Origin of the sequence: Pontibacillus yanchengensis Y32, assembly GCF_000770635.1 — a bacterium.
In the GTDB taxonomy this organism is placed as follows: domain Bacteria; phylum Bacillota; class Bacilli; order Bacillales; family BH030062; genus Pontibacillus; species Pontibacillus yanchengensis.
Map to the genome: position 1 here is coordinate 1 of NZ_AVBF01000046.1, position 17,025 is coordinate 17,025.

General features: G+C 39.4%; 15 protein-coding genes. All 15 read right to left on the minus strand.

All coding sequences use genetic code 11. The features are described 5' to 3' along the window. Nucleotides 1–665: 665 nt before the first annotated feature. The 15 genes from lysS to spoIIE all read right to left on the minus strand — a co-directional run bounded on the left by lysS (nucleotide 666) and on the right by spoIIE (nucleotide 16,785). On the minus strand, nucleotides 666–2,150 hold the full coding sequence (gene lysS / locus N782_RS14750) for a lysine--tRNA ligase (protein WP_036821746.1): 1,485 nt from the start codon (nucleotides 2,148–2,150) through the stop codon (nucleotides 666–668). Nucleotides 2,151–2,293: 143 nt separating this feature from the next. Next, nucleotides 2,294–2,506, minus strand: a complete 213-nt coding sequence (locus tag N782_RS21095) for a helix-turn-helix domain-containing protein (protein WP_084103115.1) — start codon at nucleotides 2,504–2,506, stop codon at nucleotides 2,294–2,296. Then, nucleotides 2,458–2,988 carry a 2-amino-4-hydroxy-6-hydroxymethyldihydropteridine diphosphokinase gene (folK, locus tag N782_RS14755; RefSeq protein ID WP_036821747.1) on the minus strand — a complete coding sequence of 177 codons (531 nt, stop codon included), beginning with the start codon at nucleotides 2,986–2,988 and terminating at the stop codon, nucleotides 2,458–2,460. The genes N782_RS21095 and folK overlap by 49 nt, the downstream gene beginning before the upstream one ends. Before the next feature lies 1 nt (nucleotide 2,989). Continuing rightward, nucleotides 2,990–3,352 (minus strand): dihydroneopterin aldolase, encoded by a 363-nt coding sequence (folB, locus tag N782_RS14760; protein ID WP_036821748.1) that lies wholly within the window; start codon nucleotides 3,350–3,352, stop codon nucleotides 2,990–2,992. Continuing rightward, entirely contained in the window at nucleotides 3,345–4,181 is an 837-nt protein-coding gene (gene folP / locus N782_RS14765) for a dihydropteroate synthase (protein WP_036821749.1), read from the minus strand. The genes folB and folP overlap by 8 nt, the downstream gene beginning before the upstream one ends. Before the next feature lie 164 nt (nucleotides 4,182–4,345). After that, on the minus strand, nucleotides 4,346–5,272 hold the full coding sequence (cysK, locus tag N782_RS14770) for a cysteine synthase A (RefSeq protein ID WP_036821751.1): 927 nt from the start codon (nucleotides 5,270–5,272) through the stop codon (nucleotides 4,346–4,348). Between the two features lie 191 nt (nucleotides 5,273–5,463). Continuing rightward, nucleotides 5,464–6,381, minus strand: a complete 918-nt coding sequence (locus N782_RS14775; RefSeq protein WP_052111365.1) for a peptidyl-prolyl cis-trans isomerase — start codon at nucleotides 6,379–6,381, stop codon at nucleotides 5,464–5,466. A 25-nt stretch (nucleotides 6,382–6,406) separates the two neighbouring features. Next, entirely contained in the window at nucleotides 6,407–7,282 is an 876-nt protein-coding gene (gene hslO, locus N782_RS14780) for an Hsp33 family molecular chaperone HslO (protein WP_036821754.1), read from the minus strand. A 5-nt stretch (nucleotides 7,283–7,287) separates the two neighbouring features. After that, a complete protein-coding gene (locus tag N782_RS14785) occupies nucleotides 7,288–8,079 on the minus strand; it encodes a type III pantothenate kinase (RefSeq protein ID WP_036821757.1) in 792 nt (263 codons plus the stop codon). A gap of 198 nt (nucleotides 8,080–8,277) precedes the next feature. Continuing rightward, nucleotides 8,278–10,287 (minus strand): ATP-dependent zinc metalloprotease FtsH, encoded by a 2,010-nt coding sequence (gene ftsH, locus N782_RS14790; protein WP_036821759.1) that lies wholly within the window; start codon nucleotides 10,285–10,287, stop codon nucleotides 8,278–8,280. A 149-nt stretch (nucleotides 10,288–10,436) separates the two neighbouring features. Then, on the minus strand, nucleotides 10,437–10,988 hold the full coding sequence (gene hpt / locus N782_RS14795; RefSeq protein ID WP_036821760.1) for a hypoxanthine phosphoribosyltransferase: 552 nt from the start codon (nucleotides 10,986–10,988) through the stop codon (nucleotides 10,437–10,439). An 11-nt stretch (nucleotides 10,989–10,999) separates the two neighbouring features. Further along, the gene (gene tilS, locus N782_RS14800) at nucleotides 11,000–12,391 is read right to left on the minus strand and encodes a tRNA lysidine(34) synthetase TilS (RefSeq protein WP_052111366.1); all 1,392 of its coding nucleotides are present in this window, start codon (nucleotides 12,389–12,391) and stop codon (nucleotides 11,000–11,002) included. A gap of 81 nt (nucleotides 12,392–12,472) precedes the next feature. Continuing rightward, nucleotides 12,473–13,459 carry a protein kinase domain-containing protein gene (locus tag N782_RS14805; RefSeq protein ID WP_237582671.1) on the minus strand — a complete coding sequence of 329 codons (987 nt, stop codon included), beginning with the start codon at nucleotides 13,457–13,459 and terminating at the stop codon, nucleotides 12,473–12,475. Further along, nucleotides 13,428–14,168 carry a vWA domain-containing protein gene (locus N782_RS14810; RefSeq protein ID WP_036821765.1) on the minus strand — a complete coding sequence of 247 codons (741 nt, stop codon included), beginning with the start codon at nucleotides 14,166–14,168 and terminating at the stop codon, nucleotides 13,428–13,430. The genes N782_RS14805 and N782_RS14810 overlap by 32 nt, the downstream gene beginning before the upstream one ends. 163 nt (nucleotides 14,169–14,331) lie before the next feature. Beyond that, nucleotides 14,332–16,785: a stage II sporulation protein E gene (gene spoIIE / locus N782_RS14815; RefSeq protein ID WP_036821768.1), complete on the minus strand. Its 2,454-nt coding sequence runs from the start codon at nucleotides 16,783–16,785 to the stop codon at nucleotides 14,332–14,334. Nucleotides 16,786–17,025: the final 240 nt, after the last annotated feature.

A 17,025-nucleotide genomic window follows, 5' to 3' on the forward strand; every position in this document is an offset into this window, starting at 1 on the left:
GATCAAATGTTTCGTTGTTTTGTTTTGCCGCTTCAAACAGCGACTTAATCAGTATATCATTTCGCCGATATCAAGTCAACAACTTTTTGTTGTTTTTTTTAACTCGGTTATTGATATGTTGTCGCCGTCGTTAGCGCGACATTTACCAATGTACCATTTATCGAAAGAGGAAGTCAATAACTTTTTCAATTTCTTTTCTTTCGATTAATCTGTTTTGTTGGCGTCGTTAGCGCAACGTTTAATAATATACCACGGTATTTAGTAAGTGTGCAATAGTTTCCTTGAATTTTTATTAATTTTTATTGTTTTCCCTGATTATCACTTTAGCAAACAGAATATTATAAAAACTTCTGCAAATGAACAAAAGCGCAAGCTCCCGTTAAGCGACGTACAAACTGCTGCCCACACGACGTGGGTTGGTTCAATGTTGCTGCGTGATACTGCGATCTTAATCGAACTTCCCCTGATTCTGTTGGTGATAAAGGCAACACGAATACATTCCTAATTCAATGTTACCTTACTATACGGAGCGAAGAACACCAGTAGTTGCGTGATGCGCGTATAACCATCACTCTATTAAAGTTAGCCCAAACTCAACCCACCTATAATTTCTCAGACATAAAAAAGACGCCCAGATTCAGTATCCGAGCGCCTTTTATCACTGCTTAATCACGATGTCTCATTTGAGGGAATAGTAATACATCACGAATAGATGGTGAGTTCGTTAGTAACATAACGAGTCGATCAATACCTATCCCTAAACCACCTGTAGGAGGTAAGCCATATTCAAGAGCTTCTAGGAAGTCTTCATCCATCATATGTGCTTCCTCATTTCCTTCTTCCCTTTCCTTTAACTGAGCTTCAAATCTCTGTCTTTGGTCTACTGGGTCATTCAACTCAGAGAACGCGTTTGCATGTTCGCGACCTACAATGAACAGTTCAAAACGATCTGTAAAACGACCGTCTTCCTTGTTTTTCTTTGCCAGTGGTGAAATCTCTAATGGATGTCCATAAACAAAGGTTGGTTGGATTAGTTTCTCTTCCACAAAGTGTTCAAAGAACTCATTAACAATATGACCAAATGTCATATTCTCTTCAAACGAAACCCCATGTTCCTTAGCAAGAGCTTTAGCTTCTTCGTCGGACATGTCTTTCCAAAAGTCGACGCCAGTATATTCTTTGATTGCGTCAACCATGTGTAATCTTGTCCATTCTGGTTCTAAGTTCACTTCGTAATCCCCGTATTGAACAATTGCTGTGCCAAGAACATCTTTTGCAATATGTCCAATAACATTTTCAGTAAGAGTCATGATGTCATGGAAGTCTGCATAAGCTTCGTAAAGCTCGAGCATTGTGAATTCAGGATTGTGTCTAGTAGACACTCCCTCGTTACGGAACACTCGGCCGATTTCATACACTTTCTCCATTCCACCAACAATTAGGCGCTTAAGGTGTAATTCAATAGCAATACGCATATATAATGGCATGTCCAATGCATTATGATGCGTAATGAATGGGCGTGCAGAGGCACCACCAGGAATGGCATGCATAGTTGGCGTCTCTACTTCTAGGAAACCTTTATCATCGAAATAACGGCGCATGGACTGGATGATTTTACTACGCAATACAAATGTATCGCGACTTGCAGGGTTTGTAATCAGATCTAAGTAACGTTGACGATAGCGCTGTTCGATGTCTTTTAGTCCATGGAACTTTTCAGGTAGTGGGCGTAGTGATTTGGTTAGCATGTGGAACTCACGTGCTTTTACGGAAAGTTCTCCTACTTTTGTTTTGAATACGGTACCTTCTACACCTATGATGTCACCGATATCAGCTGATTGAAACAATTCATATGCTTCTTCTCCAACTGTATCTTTTCGCACATAAATCTGAAGCTGACCTGTTAAATCTTGAACATGGGCAAATCCAGCCTTACCTTTTCCACGTTTAGTCATAATTCTTCCAGCTATTGTCGTTGGAATTTGCTGTTCTTCTAAGTCTTCTTTTGTTACTTCATCATATGCTTGTTTTAGTTCTTCTGAAAAATGCGTTCGTTCAAATTTATTCCCAAATGGATCAAGTCCATTTTGGTGAAATTGATTTAGCTTCTCACGGCGCACCCGCATTAAATCATTTATTTCTTCCGTCATCTTAATCACTCCAATTTTTATTCATTACCGCATCTATGATAAGACTGACATGTTTCATAACAGTCTAGTTCAACTTGCCAAATATCTCTATTTACTTTTAAGAAGATCCATCATGCGAGCTAGTAATTCTAAGGCTTAGTTCACTAAGAATATTCTTTTGGAGTTAATTCCTGAACTGGTATATTTAACTCAATTGAAGCTTTATTAATCACCTGTTCACTTGGAAGTCTACTCCCCCGTTCGATTTCTCCAAGAACCGAGACGGATATACCTATCGCACGCGCAAAGGATATCTGGGTATATCCCTTCAACTTTCGGTAGGCCCTGATGCGTTTTCCCCATTTTTCAGTTTCCATTGCCTTACTCCCTTTTTCTCATCATCTGCTAGTTCAGACAATAACTGTTGCACCGTTTTTTTATATCCTGGTATATATAAATGCGAATCTATATCATACAACGGTACGAGTACAAAGGCTCGTTCGTGTAATCTTGGGTGCGGTACGATTAATTGCTCTGTCTCAATATTTTCTTGATTAAACAACAAAATGTCAAGGTCTATCGTTCTAGGACCCCATTCCACGGAACGTTCTCTTCCTAATTCTTGCTCAATAGATTGACAATAAGATAACAGATCAACAGAAGCAAGGTTCGTCTGAATTTTTATCACTGCATTTAAAAAGTCACCTTGCTCAGTATAACCTACCGGGACCGTTTCATAAATAGCTGACGATTGAATAACCTCAATTTGACTATGAGATGCTAATTGATTGATAGCCTCTGAGATAAATTTGTATCTAGGATGGATATTAGAACCTAACGCTATATAAGCTTCCTTCATATTAGGGGCGCTCCCTATACATTTCGATGGCTACAGAATCGTAATGACCAGGGATAGGAGGGTTGGGCTTGATTACTTTAACATTAACAGCATGTAGCTTCGAAAAAGATTTAAACAAGGAGGCTGCTATCTCTTCTGCGATTGCCTCAACCAATTGCTTAGCTTCTCCTTCCACTACCTCTTGTGTTACTTCATATATCTGTCCATAATTTATACTTTCGTTCATGTCATCCGTTTGGCCTGCCTGCTTTAAGTCTAGTTCTAATTCCAAGTCAACCAGAAAACGTTGACCTAGTTTATTCTCTTCTGGGAATAAACCGTGATACCCATAAAAGCTCATTTGATTCATCAAAATCTTATCCATGTATATCTTCTCCCTTCCCTAACATAGCGTCCATCATTTTTGTCATACGAGCTATTGGCTTCACATCATGAACCCTAACTATATCTACACCCTTGGATATTCCAAGACAAACTGTTGCGCCTGTACCTTCCATACGCTCTTCAACTGGTAAATCCAACACTTCTCCGATAAAGGACTTCCGTGAGGTCCCCAGTAATATCGGATAGCCTAGTTCACTGAATTCTTCTAGATGCCTCATTACAATCATGTTATCAGAGGGGGTTTTCGCAAAGCCCACCCCAGGATCTAAGATAATATTTTGCGGTTTGACCCCTGCTTCCTCTACTAGCTGAATACTCTCACGTAAATCATCTTTCATATCATTTAGTAAGTGGGCATAGTTCTTATCGGACCGATTATGCATTAAAATGATAGGCACTTGATAAGCTGCTGCTACATTCGCCATTTGGGGATCATATTTCGCTCCCCAGACATCGTTAATGATAGATGCTCCAGCCTCTATAGCTGATCGAGCTACCTCTGCCTTATAGCTGTCTATAGAAATAGGTAAACCTACCTCACGTTTTAATGCTTTTATAATGGGCAGAACTCGTTCGAGCTCTTCTTCTGCTGAAACAGGCTCATGCCCTGGACGAGTAGATTCGCCTCCGACATCAATAATATGGGCGCCATCTTGTTCCATTTGTTTTGCTTGAATAAGCGCTGCTTCTACTTCATCGTATTGTCCTCCATCAGAAAATGAATCTGGCGTTACATTCAAGATCCCCATAACGAGACTATGCTGATCGAGGTCATAGGTCTTTTCTTTTGTACGAAATAATCGTGCCATAAACCAAAAGCTCCTTTACCGTTCATCTTTTCCCTTACTATTGTACACAATCTATCGTTGATATTCATTTCTTGTGAAAGTATATTTTCTATTCTATTTACCTTTCTGATAGCCGAACATAAAAAAAGCCCTACCCAGAGCTGAGTAGAACTTTTCCAAATTTCTTATTCTTGTTCGAAATTATAAAGCGGTGTAGATAAGTAGCGTTCTCCATTACTAGGGACGATGGCTAACACTTTTTTACCTTTACCTAGTTGTTTGGCTACTTGTTTGGCTGCGTAAAGAGCAGCTCCTGTTGAGATTCCACCTAATAAACCTTGTGTTCTTGCAGCTTCTCTAGCTGTTTCAAAGGATTGTTCGTTTGTCACAGATAGTACTTCATCGTAAATCTTTGTATTCAAAATCTCGGGAACAAACCCAGCACCAATACCTTGGATTTTATGTGGACCAGGACTTCCACCAGAAAGAACTGGAGAACCTTCTGGCTCTACGGCATAAATTTTAATATTCTCATAGTTTTCTTTTAGTACTTTTCCGGCTCCGGTAATGGTACCACCTGTTCCAATACCAGCTATGAAAGCATCTAACTGATCACCCATTTGCTCTACAATTTCTGGTCCAGTTGTTTTTTCGTGAACTGTTGGGTTTGCTTGGTTGTTAAATTGTTGAGGCATGAAGTAGCCGTGTTCTTTTTGCAGTTCAGTGGCTTTCTGAATAGCTCCTTTCATACCGTCACTACCTGGTGTTAACACCAATTCTGCTCCGTAAGCGCGCAAGAGGTTACGACGCTCTTGACTCATGGTATCCGGCATAACTAGTATCGATTTATATCCTTTAGCAGCAGCAACCATAGCTAAGCCTATTCCCGTATTACCGCTTGTTGGTTCGATGATTGTATCACCAGGTTTAAGAGCCCCACGTTCTTCGCCATCTTCAATCATAGATAGAGCTATTCTGTCTTTCACAGAACTACCGGGATTCATAAATTCTAATTTCACATAAATATCTGCGCTATCTTCGTCTCCATACCCGTTCAACTTTACAATTGGAGTATTACCGATCAAGTCAGCGATTGAGTTTGCAATTTTCATAGTTTCCCCACCTCTAATTCCAAGTAATTTTATAAGTATTGTTGTATATAATGTATTCGAATTAATCAGAAATGTCAAACATTAAACTTATATATCTGTATCTTATGTCCTAGAAGCATGGCTCATACGTTTGATTTAGTAGTTTATGGAAAGAAAGTATAAGTGTTTTTCTAAAAAAAAGAGCGATTCATTTAATCGCCATACATCCAATTTACATTTAATTCTTCCCACAGGACTTTAGGTGAATATGAATCGCCAACATAATCTAATGCCAGTTGTCTTTTTATTTGGTTTTTCAATTCATCATAGGTAAATGTTATACCTGGTAACGTTCGATGAACTTTTATTAAGATGTAACCTTGATTTGTTTTAAAAGGTTTACTGTAGGCATCACTCGAAAGTTTTTGGGCATGCTCATAATATTCTGAAGGAAAGTATGCACTCTCTTTTGAAAAATAACCCAAGTATCCACCTTTGTCTTTGGTTGACTCATCATTCGAGTATTCTCTTGCCAGTACAGAAAAGGAAGCACCTTCTTTGAGTTCTTTCGTTATTTTGTTCGCTTCAGCCTCAGATGAAACTACGATATGAGAAAGCTGATACGTTTCAGTGAAATCAAACTGTTCTTTATACGAGTCATAATAATCCTTTATGGTATCTTCATTGATTTTGATATCACGCGTAATTAGTTCATCTAAATAATAATTGTACGTAATTTGATCTTCCCATTGCTCCCGTTTTGTTTGAATGGTTTTATCATCGGTAATGGTTTGCATCGTCTCCATCAAGGATAATTCCCGTTCAATCAGCTTTTTCTCTATTTTAATATCATTCTTCTCTGCTAGTTGAAGCACAATTTCTTTATTAATTAGCTCTTCTAGTACTGCTTCGCCGTGCTGTTCCTTTAGAGAGGTTAACCAATCCTGATGTGTAATTTCTGTTCCATCAATCGTGGCTACTGGTTCTCTCTCATCCTCTTCTTTTACTGGTTTTGCTTGATTTTCTTGACTCGGTGATACTTGTTCATTAGGTTTTAGTTCAAAGAACAGTGTCGTAGCATTTGTTACAAGTAGAATAACTATAATTCCCCACAAAACCTTTCTAGTCATACCAACCACCTTTTTATATGCTGACTTAAGCTTCTGCTAGCAGTGCTCTTAACTCATCTTCTGTAAAGTGGTACTGTTCGTTACAAAAGTGACAAGTTGCTTCTGCACCATGATCTTCATCAATCATTTTCTGCAATTCATCGTCACCTAAACCTTTTAACGCATTTTCTAGTCTTTCTCTAGAACAACGGCATTTAAATTGAACTGGTGTGTTGCTTAATATTTTAATCTCTCCACCATGTAAAAGCTTCTCCAAGATTTGCTCAGGCGTATGACCTTGATCAATTAGCGTTGAAATAGATGGTAAAGAGTTAATGTTCTCTTCAATTTTAGAAATTGTTTCATCATCAGCTCCAGGCATCATTTGAATAATAAACCCGCCGGCTGCTTTTATAGATAAATCAGGGTTTACTAAGACACCAGCTCCAACTGCAGAAGGAACTTGTTCTGAGTTTGCAAAATAATACGTGAAATCTTCACTAATTTCTCCTGTAGCCATCGGGACTTCCCCTGTAAAATAATCCTTCAATCCTACATCTTTCACAACGCTAAGTGTACCACTTGTTCCAACTGCACGTGCTACATCTAGCTTTCCGTTATTATTTAAGTCAAAATCCACATGAGGGTTGGTAAGGTATGCTCGGACATCACCATGAGCATTTGCATCGGCAATAATGCCTCCTATTGGGCCTCCGCCCTCCACCTTAACTGTTATTTGGTCTTCCCCTTTTAGCATGGCTCCCATCATTGCTGATACAGTCAATGTACGTCCTAGGGCAGCCGATGCTGTCGCATACGTATCTTGGCGACGTGTTGCTTCTCCTACTGTATCTGTCGATTCAATGGCATAAGCGCGAACTTTTCCATCAAATGCGGTTGATCGAATTAAATAATCTCCCATGATGTTCATTCTCCTTTATCTGTAGAATTTCCTTCATTTCTTAAATAGATTTCGTATAAGCCTTTTAACGTAAGATATGGATCAACAATATCAATAGTTCGTGATTCTTCAGCAAATAGTGTCGCTAAACCACCTGTAGCAATAATCGTTGGTTCCTTTTCGGATTGTTCCTTCATTCGTCTCACTACTTCATCAACTTGTCCAACATACCCATAGAATATCCCCGTTTGCATGGCTTCTACTGTAGAGGTACCAACTACGTTTTGAGGCGCTAATATCTCTATTCGTGGAAGCTTGGCTGCTTTTGCATATAATGCCTCTGTTGAAATATTAACACCAGGTGCGATAGCTCCCCCAACATATTGCTCTTTCTCATCCACATAGCAATACGTGGTAGCCGTACCAAAATCAATAATCACTAGTGGTCCGCCATGTTCTTTAATAGCTCCAACAGCATTAACGATTCGGTCTGCCCCTATTTCGTGTGGAGATGGGTAGGTCATCTCTAAGCCTGGATCGACCATAGAATCCCCCACAATCAACGGTGATTCTTGAAAATAACTGTGACACATACGTTCTAGAGCATACATAATTGGTGGAACTACCGAGGATATAATAATGCCATGAATATGACTAAAAGATAAACCATCGTGCTCAAACAATGATTTGATTAGCATAGCATACTCATCTTCTGTCTTATAACGATTGGTGGCAATTCTCCATTGATACTGTAATTCTCCTCTATCAAAAACACCTAAAACGGTATTTGTATTTCCAACATCTAACACAAAAATCATTGTATTCACCGCTTCCATTCACAATATGACGCATTTATCATATCATATCTTCTCGAATGGAGGTATCCTCATCCATTGATAGCTTGAGTATGATGTTGTATGTCTATACAAAAAAAGCTCTAGACGCATCGTTCACCCAGAACAGGTGAAATATAAAAAAACTGCCCCAAGCCAGTGGCAGGAGCAGTTTTTTATTCGTTATTCTTTTCTATTATCTTCTTCTGAAGAGGTGCTTTCGTCTTCATCTTGAACTTGGTCTTGATCTTGGTCTGATTGCTCTTCTTCAGCTTTTGAATTGATGTTTACTTTCACATCAGAATCTGATTTCTTGTTGTCTTCTTTAATGCGAGCTGCTTCAGAATCCTCTGGAAGAACACCTTTTTCAAATAGTGATCTGATTTCAGATGCATCAAGTGTTTCAACTTCAAGAAGGGTTTTCGCGATAAGTTCAAGCTGCTCTTTGTTTTCAGTAAGAATGTGTTTCGCACGATCATAACATTCTTTTACAATGCGTTGAACTTCTTGATCAATTTCATAAGCGATTTGATCGCTGTAATTTTGTTCATTTTGAATGTCGCGGCCTAAGAATACTTGGCCACCTCCACCACCAAATTGAAGTGGTCCTAGCTTATCACTCATACCATATTCGGTAACCATCTTACGAGCTATGGCAGTCGTACGTTGAAAGTCATTGCTTGCACCCGTACTTGCTTCACCGAACATAATCTCCTCGGCTACACGTCCACCAAGTAGACCCGTAATCTTATCAAGAAGCTCTGGCTTCGTCATCATAAAGCGATCCTCTTTAGGAAGCATTACAGCATAGCCGCCAGCTTGGCCACGAGGTACGATGGTAACCTTGTGTACAGCGTCTGCTTCGTCTAGCACCATACCAATGATGGTGTGTCCACTTTCGTGGTGAGCAACAATGTTACGTTCTTTTTCAGATACAACACGGCTCTTCTTCGCTGGACCAGCAATCACACGATCGATGGCTTCATCAATGGACACCATGTCGATTTTTTCCTTATCAGCACGAGCCGCCACAAGAGCTGCTTCGTTTAATAAGTTCTCAAGGTCTGCACCAGAGAATCCAGGCGTACGCATTGCAATTGTATGAATATCTACTGACTCTTCATCTAAAGGCTTGTTGCGAACGTGTACTTGTAGTACTTCTTCACGGCCTTTCAAGTCAGGACGATTTACGGTAATTTGACGGTCGAAACGTCCAGGACGAAGTAATGCTGGGTCAAGAATGTCAGGACGGTTTGTTGCAGAGATAATGATAATTCCTTCATTTGCTCCGAATCCATCCATTTCAACTAGTAGCTGGTTTAGTGTTTGTTCACGTTCATCGTGACCTCCACCTAATCCTGCTCCACGTTGACGTCCTACTGCATCAATCTCATCGATAAAGATGATACATGGCGCGTTCTTCTTCGCGTTTTCGAATAAGTCACGAACACGAGAGGCACCTACACCTACGAACATTTCAACGAAGTCCGAACCACTGATAGAGAAGAATGGAACTCCTGCTTCTCCCGCTACGGCACGAGCTAATAATGTTTTACCAGTACCTGGAGGTCCTACTAGAAGAACTCCTTTTGGAATACGTGCACCAATTGCCGCGAATTTGCGAGGATCTTTCAAGAAGTCTACAACCTCTACCAGTTCCTGCTTCTCTTCATCGGCACCGGCTACGTCCTTGAAGCGAACCTTCTTCTTATCTTCACTAAATAGCTTAGCCTTACTCTTACCAAAGTTCATGACTTTGCTTCCGCCACCCTGTGCTTGGTTAAGTAAGAAGAAGAAAAGAATGAAAATAATCACAAAAGGAATGATGGATGTTAAGAATGTTACCCATCCACTTGGTTCTTCAGCAGCTTCAAAGCTAAGATCTTCACCAAGTCCTTGTTCTTCAGCAATGTCTGTTAAATTACTCACAATTTGTTCATTGTCAGGAATAATAGCAGTGTATGAATTATTGCCTTCTTCATCACCTGAAGCAAGCTTACCTGTTACATTGTAAGCATGGTTCGTATATTGAACGGTCATTGTTTCAATTTGACCGTTACTTAATTGCTCTTTAAATTGCGGATAGCTTAACTGGGTATCTTGTTGGTTGTCCCCATTAAAGAGACCTACAACCCCAATTACAACTAAAAAGATTAACGCATAAAATATGGTGTTGCGAAATACTCGGTTCATTGCCTACCTCCTCCCAGGCGAGAAAACTATTGTAAATAGTACCATACGTGTAAGTTTTTATACAACTAATATCCCTTCAAAAGACGTGTATGGTAAAAAGGAATTAACTGTTGGTCTTACTTAAGGATATATATGAAGAAAAGCTTGATTTATTCGCTTTCCTCTCCACCGTACACAGAAGGTTTAAGTACTCCTATGTATGGAAGGTTTCGATATCTTTCTTGATAGTCTAACCCATAACCCACAACGAATTCATCTGGAACTTCAAAACCTGCTAAATCTGCTTTTACATCTCCTTTTCGCCCAGAAGGCTTATCAAGAAGCGTTACGATTTTGATGGATCTTGCTTTACGATATTTAAACAAGTCCACAAGATAACTTAGAGTCAAGCCACTATCTATAATATCTTCGATAATCAGCAAGTCTCTTCCTTCAACTTGTGTGTCTAAATCCTTAACAATTTTTACTTCGCCAGATGATTGCGTCGTACCATGATAACTTGATACATCCATGAAATCCATTTCGAGATAGGTTTCTACCCGCTTCAATAAGTCAGACATAAACGGCATAGCACCTTTTAGAACGCCCACAACAAGCGGAAACCTTCCGTCATATTCCTCTGTTAGTTGTGAAGCTAGTTCACTAATCTTGCTTTGGATTTCCTCCTCAGATATCAAAACTTTTTCAATATCGGTATGCATTTTCCATCCTCCTAGAAGTTCTCTTGATTCTTATAAGTAAGATGTAACCAGGTTTTGGAGTTATTGGCTTCAACTCTTGCTTTTTGTAACGATACAACCCAAAGGATTTGCCCCTCGTCATCTGTAACTATAGGCCATCGATCTCGTTTCGCTTTGGGAATCTTATAATCAATAAACAGGTCTTTCACCTTTTTATGCCCTTTCATTCCTCTTAAGGCAATTTTATCTCCAGCTCTTCTTGTGCGAACATGCAAAGGTAGTGTGACTTTACTACGATCACACACAAAATGATGTTGATTCCATTCTGTTGACTCGGCGTTCACTTCTACATAAACGCTTGTCCCATCAAGTAAGAGCACCGTTCCTGGTACAGATAGTTGAAAATGAAAAGACCCATCGCCTTCATCATGAGAGAAGGTAAATTCAATCTTTTCATACGAGCGAATCACAAACAATCCGTCTGGCAAATTCAATAATGATTGCGGGGTGCTTGCCTTTAACAATTGTTTGAATTGCTCCCAATGATGATAGGATACATCATTAGGTGAATTTTCATAAAGATAGTTTAATATTAGATGAAAGGTGCGCCTTTGTAAAGATGAAGAAATCTTGAGAAATTCTGAACGATCAAATTGAATCGCATCTTCTTTTTTCATAAACAAGGATGTATTGAACAAATTGCTCGCTTGTTCCTGTAAAAAAGCTTCATCCTCCGTCACATACTCGTGGAAACCCTGCACATGCTCATGTATTTTAGCATTTTGCTCCTTTAGAAAAGGCAATACCTCCTGGCGAAATGCATTTCGAGTATAGTTGGGGGATTCATTTGAAGGATCCAAACGAGGCTGTATTTGTTGCTTTTCGCAGTATTCCTCTATGTCACGCTTCGTTACACATAAGAATGGGCGAATAATGCTGCCACGGCTAAATGATCTTTTCACATCCATTCCTTTTATGTTCATAGGCTCTACACCACGTGTCATTCTCATAAAAACTGTCTCTACTTGATCATCACCATGATGCCCCATGGCTAGGAAATCTGCCTGATACATTTCCATTTGCTGCTCAAAAAACTGATATCGCATTTTTCTTGCAGCAATTTGCGTACCGAGATTATGCTGCTTTTTAAAGCTGGGGACATCCAATGTTACTGCATTACACTCTATTCCCCACTCATTGCAAATTGATGTTACATATTTCACATCTTCTTGAGAACCCTCTCCTCGCAAGGAATGATCTACGGTCAACGCAATAAGACGAAATTTCCAATTGTGTTGTATGCTCTTAAAATAATGAAGAAGGGCCATAGAATCTGGCCCTCCAGATACAGCGACCAGAATCGTCGCATGAGGTTGAAACAATTGATGTTTTCGAGCAAATTGATCGACCTTCAGGTTAAACAACCGCTCCACTCCGTTCTAATCTTTCAGAATATATCATCCTTTATCGTATCATTTATTTCATTCTACCTGCAAAGTTTATGACTATATCCATTGTAGAAGAATATAAACAACATAAAACATACATACCACAACTACTATTCCCATACCTTCCCACAAATATTTAGACTGTCGCACTGGAGGAGATGATTTTACGGTCTTTTTCACTTGGTGCTTTCGTTTATTCGTCCGTGAGGGTGTGGAATAATTGGTTGTTGTATGTGTGCTTTTCATCAATATGTGCTGCATATCGATTTTCATTTGCTCACTGGTTGTATAATCCCCATAAAGAGCCTTTTGAATGACCGATTGGTAAGGTCTTAGTTCATTTGTTTGCTGTAGCTTGCTTAGGAGTGTCTTCTCCGGGTTTGTTCCTTTTTCAAATCGGTTTGGATGGTAAAGGTGAAGCATGACCATCGCTAACGCAAACAGGTCGTAGTTAGCTTCAGCTTTACGTGACCCCATACCCCAATACCCCCGATCATAAAACTCGGTGTATTCTTTAATGGCTCTCCCCTGTTGAGTTGTGCCTCCAACATCTATCCAACGAAGTTTCGCTGGGGGATAGGTAACAATTAAGTTTTCTGTTTTTAAATCTCCGAACACCCATCCCGTATGATGAAGCTGTTCTAAATCACTAAGTAATTGTACAACCAATATTCCTAACCACTCATGGCCATGTTCATTTATAAATGTGGTTAGTTCTTTACCTCTTAAATATTCCATAACATAAAAGGAAATCTTATTTCCATTAGGTTGCACCCAGTCATCTACATCCAACAAAGAAGGCCCAAGGGTCTTACCTTGAACCTTCTGAAAGGTTTTCAATACATTAACTTCTGTTGTAATAGAAGAACTATTGAGACTAAATTTAATAGCTACGTGCTTTCGACCTTCCTCAGCTAAATAAACGGTTCCACAGGCACCAGCCCCAAGCTTTTTGACTATTCTATAGGAGCGGTTGTACCACTTACCAGTGACAAACGTTCCTGGTCTTACCTCAATATCCTGGCTCTTCCCTGGCTGATTCATCACGAGTCATTAAACTCCTCAGGTTTCTCTTTTTCTCAAATTGTTGTATGGCTGCTCGTAAAGCAGGGCCAGTTGGTGTAATCCCACCACTTGTTAGCTTAGGAAAAACAGAAGATATGGAATCCAGTTTTGGCGTCCAATCCATGATTTTATCTATGTCTTTACGCTTCCCAGGGAATGAATAGATGGAAAATCGATTATTCCCCATTCGAGCATTTAAGCTAAGGGATAAGTCATAGAGAGAATCTTGTACAGTCGGTAATTTATTATGCATACTTGCACTCGTATCTACTAAAACAAGTACTTCTAAATCACATGTCTCCCCTAAATCTTCTACAACTTCCATCACTTCTCCACGTTTTTCTGGAGGTAATTCTTCTATACTCTGATTCGGTCCTAATATTTGCTGCAGTTCTTGGTTGACCACTCCTTGAAGCGTTTGGGTCATAGCTTGTCGGGTAACCATTTGAACGGTTTGAGATAATGACTTCGCATAAACAATCTGACTAACGCCACCACCAGACATCGCTACCTCTTCAACTTCTTCCAAGCCCTCAGGCTGTTCAGATTGATCATTCTCTAACACGCCAATGACATTAATTGTAATACCTTGTTGATGAGCTAATGTCGCAACAGCTGATGGATCTTCACCCTGATTAGAGCATCCATCTGTTATTAATAAGATCTGTTTCAACATACCTTTTTTCATGGTATATCTCCTCCTCCAAATTCTACTACCATCTTCGACGTGATGAGGAGAAAATATACTTATAGATTTGTATTTAACAAAGCCTAGCATTGAATTTTATAATAGTACGTTATACGAGAAACAAAAAAGCGAACTCTCTAAGAAGAAAGAGTTCGCTATCACCTTACTGCGCATTCCTCATCACAGGAATAGCAGCCCATTCAGGGACATTTCGATTGATCTTAGCAACGACCACAGTCATATCGTCTTCTATTGCCCCGGACCTAGTCCGTACTACTTCTTCTAATAATAAATCTGCAATATCCTGAGGGTCTTCTGTTTTCATATCACGTATCTTTCGTTTCAGCCATTGGTCTACATTTTCCACATGCTTTGGTCCTTCAAAGATTCCATCACTCATCATGATTAAAATATCGCCCGCTTTTAACTCTTCACTTACAACATCCACTTCAAATTCTTTAATAATACCAATCGGCAAATTACTCGACTCTATCTTAATAAGCTGATCTCCACGCTTTATGAAGCTTGGAGTGGAGCCAATCTTTAAGAATTTAACAGCTGCATCATGTAAATCTACAACAGCTAAGTCAAGAGTTGAGAAGATTTCATCTGTGGTACGTAATGAAAGGATCGAATTAATCGACTTAATGGCCACACGTTCTTCAATACCAGACTGTAAAATTTGTTGAAGCAAACGTAAGGTTTCCATGCTCTCCACATGAGCTCTTTCACCATTACCCATTCCATCACTAATTGCGACAGCATATTTACCTGCCCCTAATTCCATCGTAGAGTAGCTGTCACCAGATACCAACCCACCATCTTTAGCAGCATGTGCTACTCCTGTATCAATAACGTATTTCCTTGCCGAACCAAAAGAGAAGTAACAATATCCATTCGGAAACGGCGATATCTCTTCTTGTTTAACCACAATTGTTTCATCTAATATCTCAGAAATCACTGGTGCGACAATTTTCGCTCCTTCCCCTTTATAGTCATAGAAGGAAAGGGTCATCTCAATGTCTACATTACCTGCGTCCAGGCTATAGATCTCCATCTGTTCAATCTCAAATCCCATGCTCTTTAAGGCTTGAATAATCTCTTCTTCTTGAAGGTCATGATTCTCTCTCTCTTTTAGTATCTCTTTAGCAAAATCCCCCATTACTTCTGAAACACCGTTCAATTGTTCTGCTACGAACCTACGACTCTCTAGCACTTGTTTCTTTAATCGCTTGTTCGCCTGATAAAAGGATAGCTCATGATTCATCGTTTCAATGACTTTAGTCGATTTTGCACAATGCTTCTCAAAATCCACTTGTAGCTTTCGTTTATTTTGAAATGTGCCTTCATCCAAACTTGTCATCATTTCCTGCATATATCCATAGGTTTGTTCAAAGTTTTGCGCCCAGCATCGATCCTTTTTGAAGCAAGATTGACACGTCTTCTCCGTAACATTACTTAAGAAATAATCTGTCTCTCTCGTATCTTGATCATCTTCCACATGCAACTGAACCTGGGAAAAACTTTTCGACAAGGCTTGGAATACTTGTGAAAATTGGTCAACGCGATTGGCTGTCACATTTCTTACCTTTTGTAGATATTGTTCTTGTTGTTGAGAGTGTTCGTTTGTACCCGGTATATACCTGGCTAACTTACGGATCCATGACTCTGGCGTTAACAAGAAAATCAAAACCGCCACAGACGTTTCCAGTAATGATGGTGCTAATGCTTCAAATCCCTCCCCATAAATACCGATTAATAACGTCCCTACAAACAGCCCTGTACCTACACCAAGTTTTTTACCGTCCTTTAATAACCCCCCTAACAGACCGGAAAAAGCTAATAAACTCATTTGATATAAGCTTGCCACATTCGCCAAGCTAAGGATTAATCCTGTTACCACACCCACTGTTGATCCTATTGCTGCTCCTCCAACGTAGGCTAACCAAAGCACAAGGTATCTCGATAACACTTGTTCCAAGGAGACATCATATATTTGCCATCCAATAGTTCCTGTAAGAACGGAAGCTAACAAAATAATCATACAGACAATTTCTTCATTCTTTAAAGATTGTTTAAACCGTTTAGGTGATAATAATGGAATGCTTTGCATAAAAATTAAAACAAGGATTGCGCTTAACCCAGATTCAACTACCGCTAACATCCAATCATATGCTTCTATATCACTTGAGAACGAGTATAGAATAGCTCTCGTACCAATACTTGCAAAGAAAACAAAGAAGGGTAATAGTTTTTGCTGATTTCGAAATTTATGAAAAATGAATGCAAAAATAAAGAATAGCATCATCGCGAGAAATACATAGATACTATGGTGCCAATGTAATGTGATTGATCCTGCCACTACAGCAAACATGACCTTTAAGGACTTATCTTTTCGCATAAGCCACACAGAAGCGAGAAAAGAAAGGGCAAAAGGCGATACTGAAGATAATACAACTGCTCTACCTAGTAAAAATCCTACTAAGAAGAGAAGCCAGCCCCTTTCTATAAAGAATACCTTCACCTGCTCCCCCATCTTTCGCTTCCACTTATCCAATGTATGTGCGCCATTCCCCTTCATGACTTTTGCACTTCCTCTAGTTATGGATCCCATCATCCTATATCAGTCCTCCCTGTTGTTATATTTAAACACAGGGGACAAGCTTATTTTGTCAAAACAACAGAAGCACTTCCCAAAAACATTCGACTTCATTCTGCTTGCAAAAGGAAGATTCGCCACAAAAGAGTACTATTAGAAGAAGTTGCTTCATACATGCTGTCGTAAATCCAAACCAATCATAGATTCTTCACGAAGAAAAAAGAGAATATAAAAAAAAGAAAACAAAAGCTCGGGGGC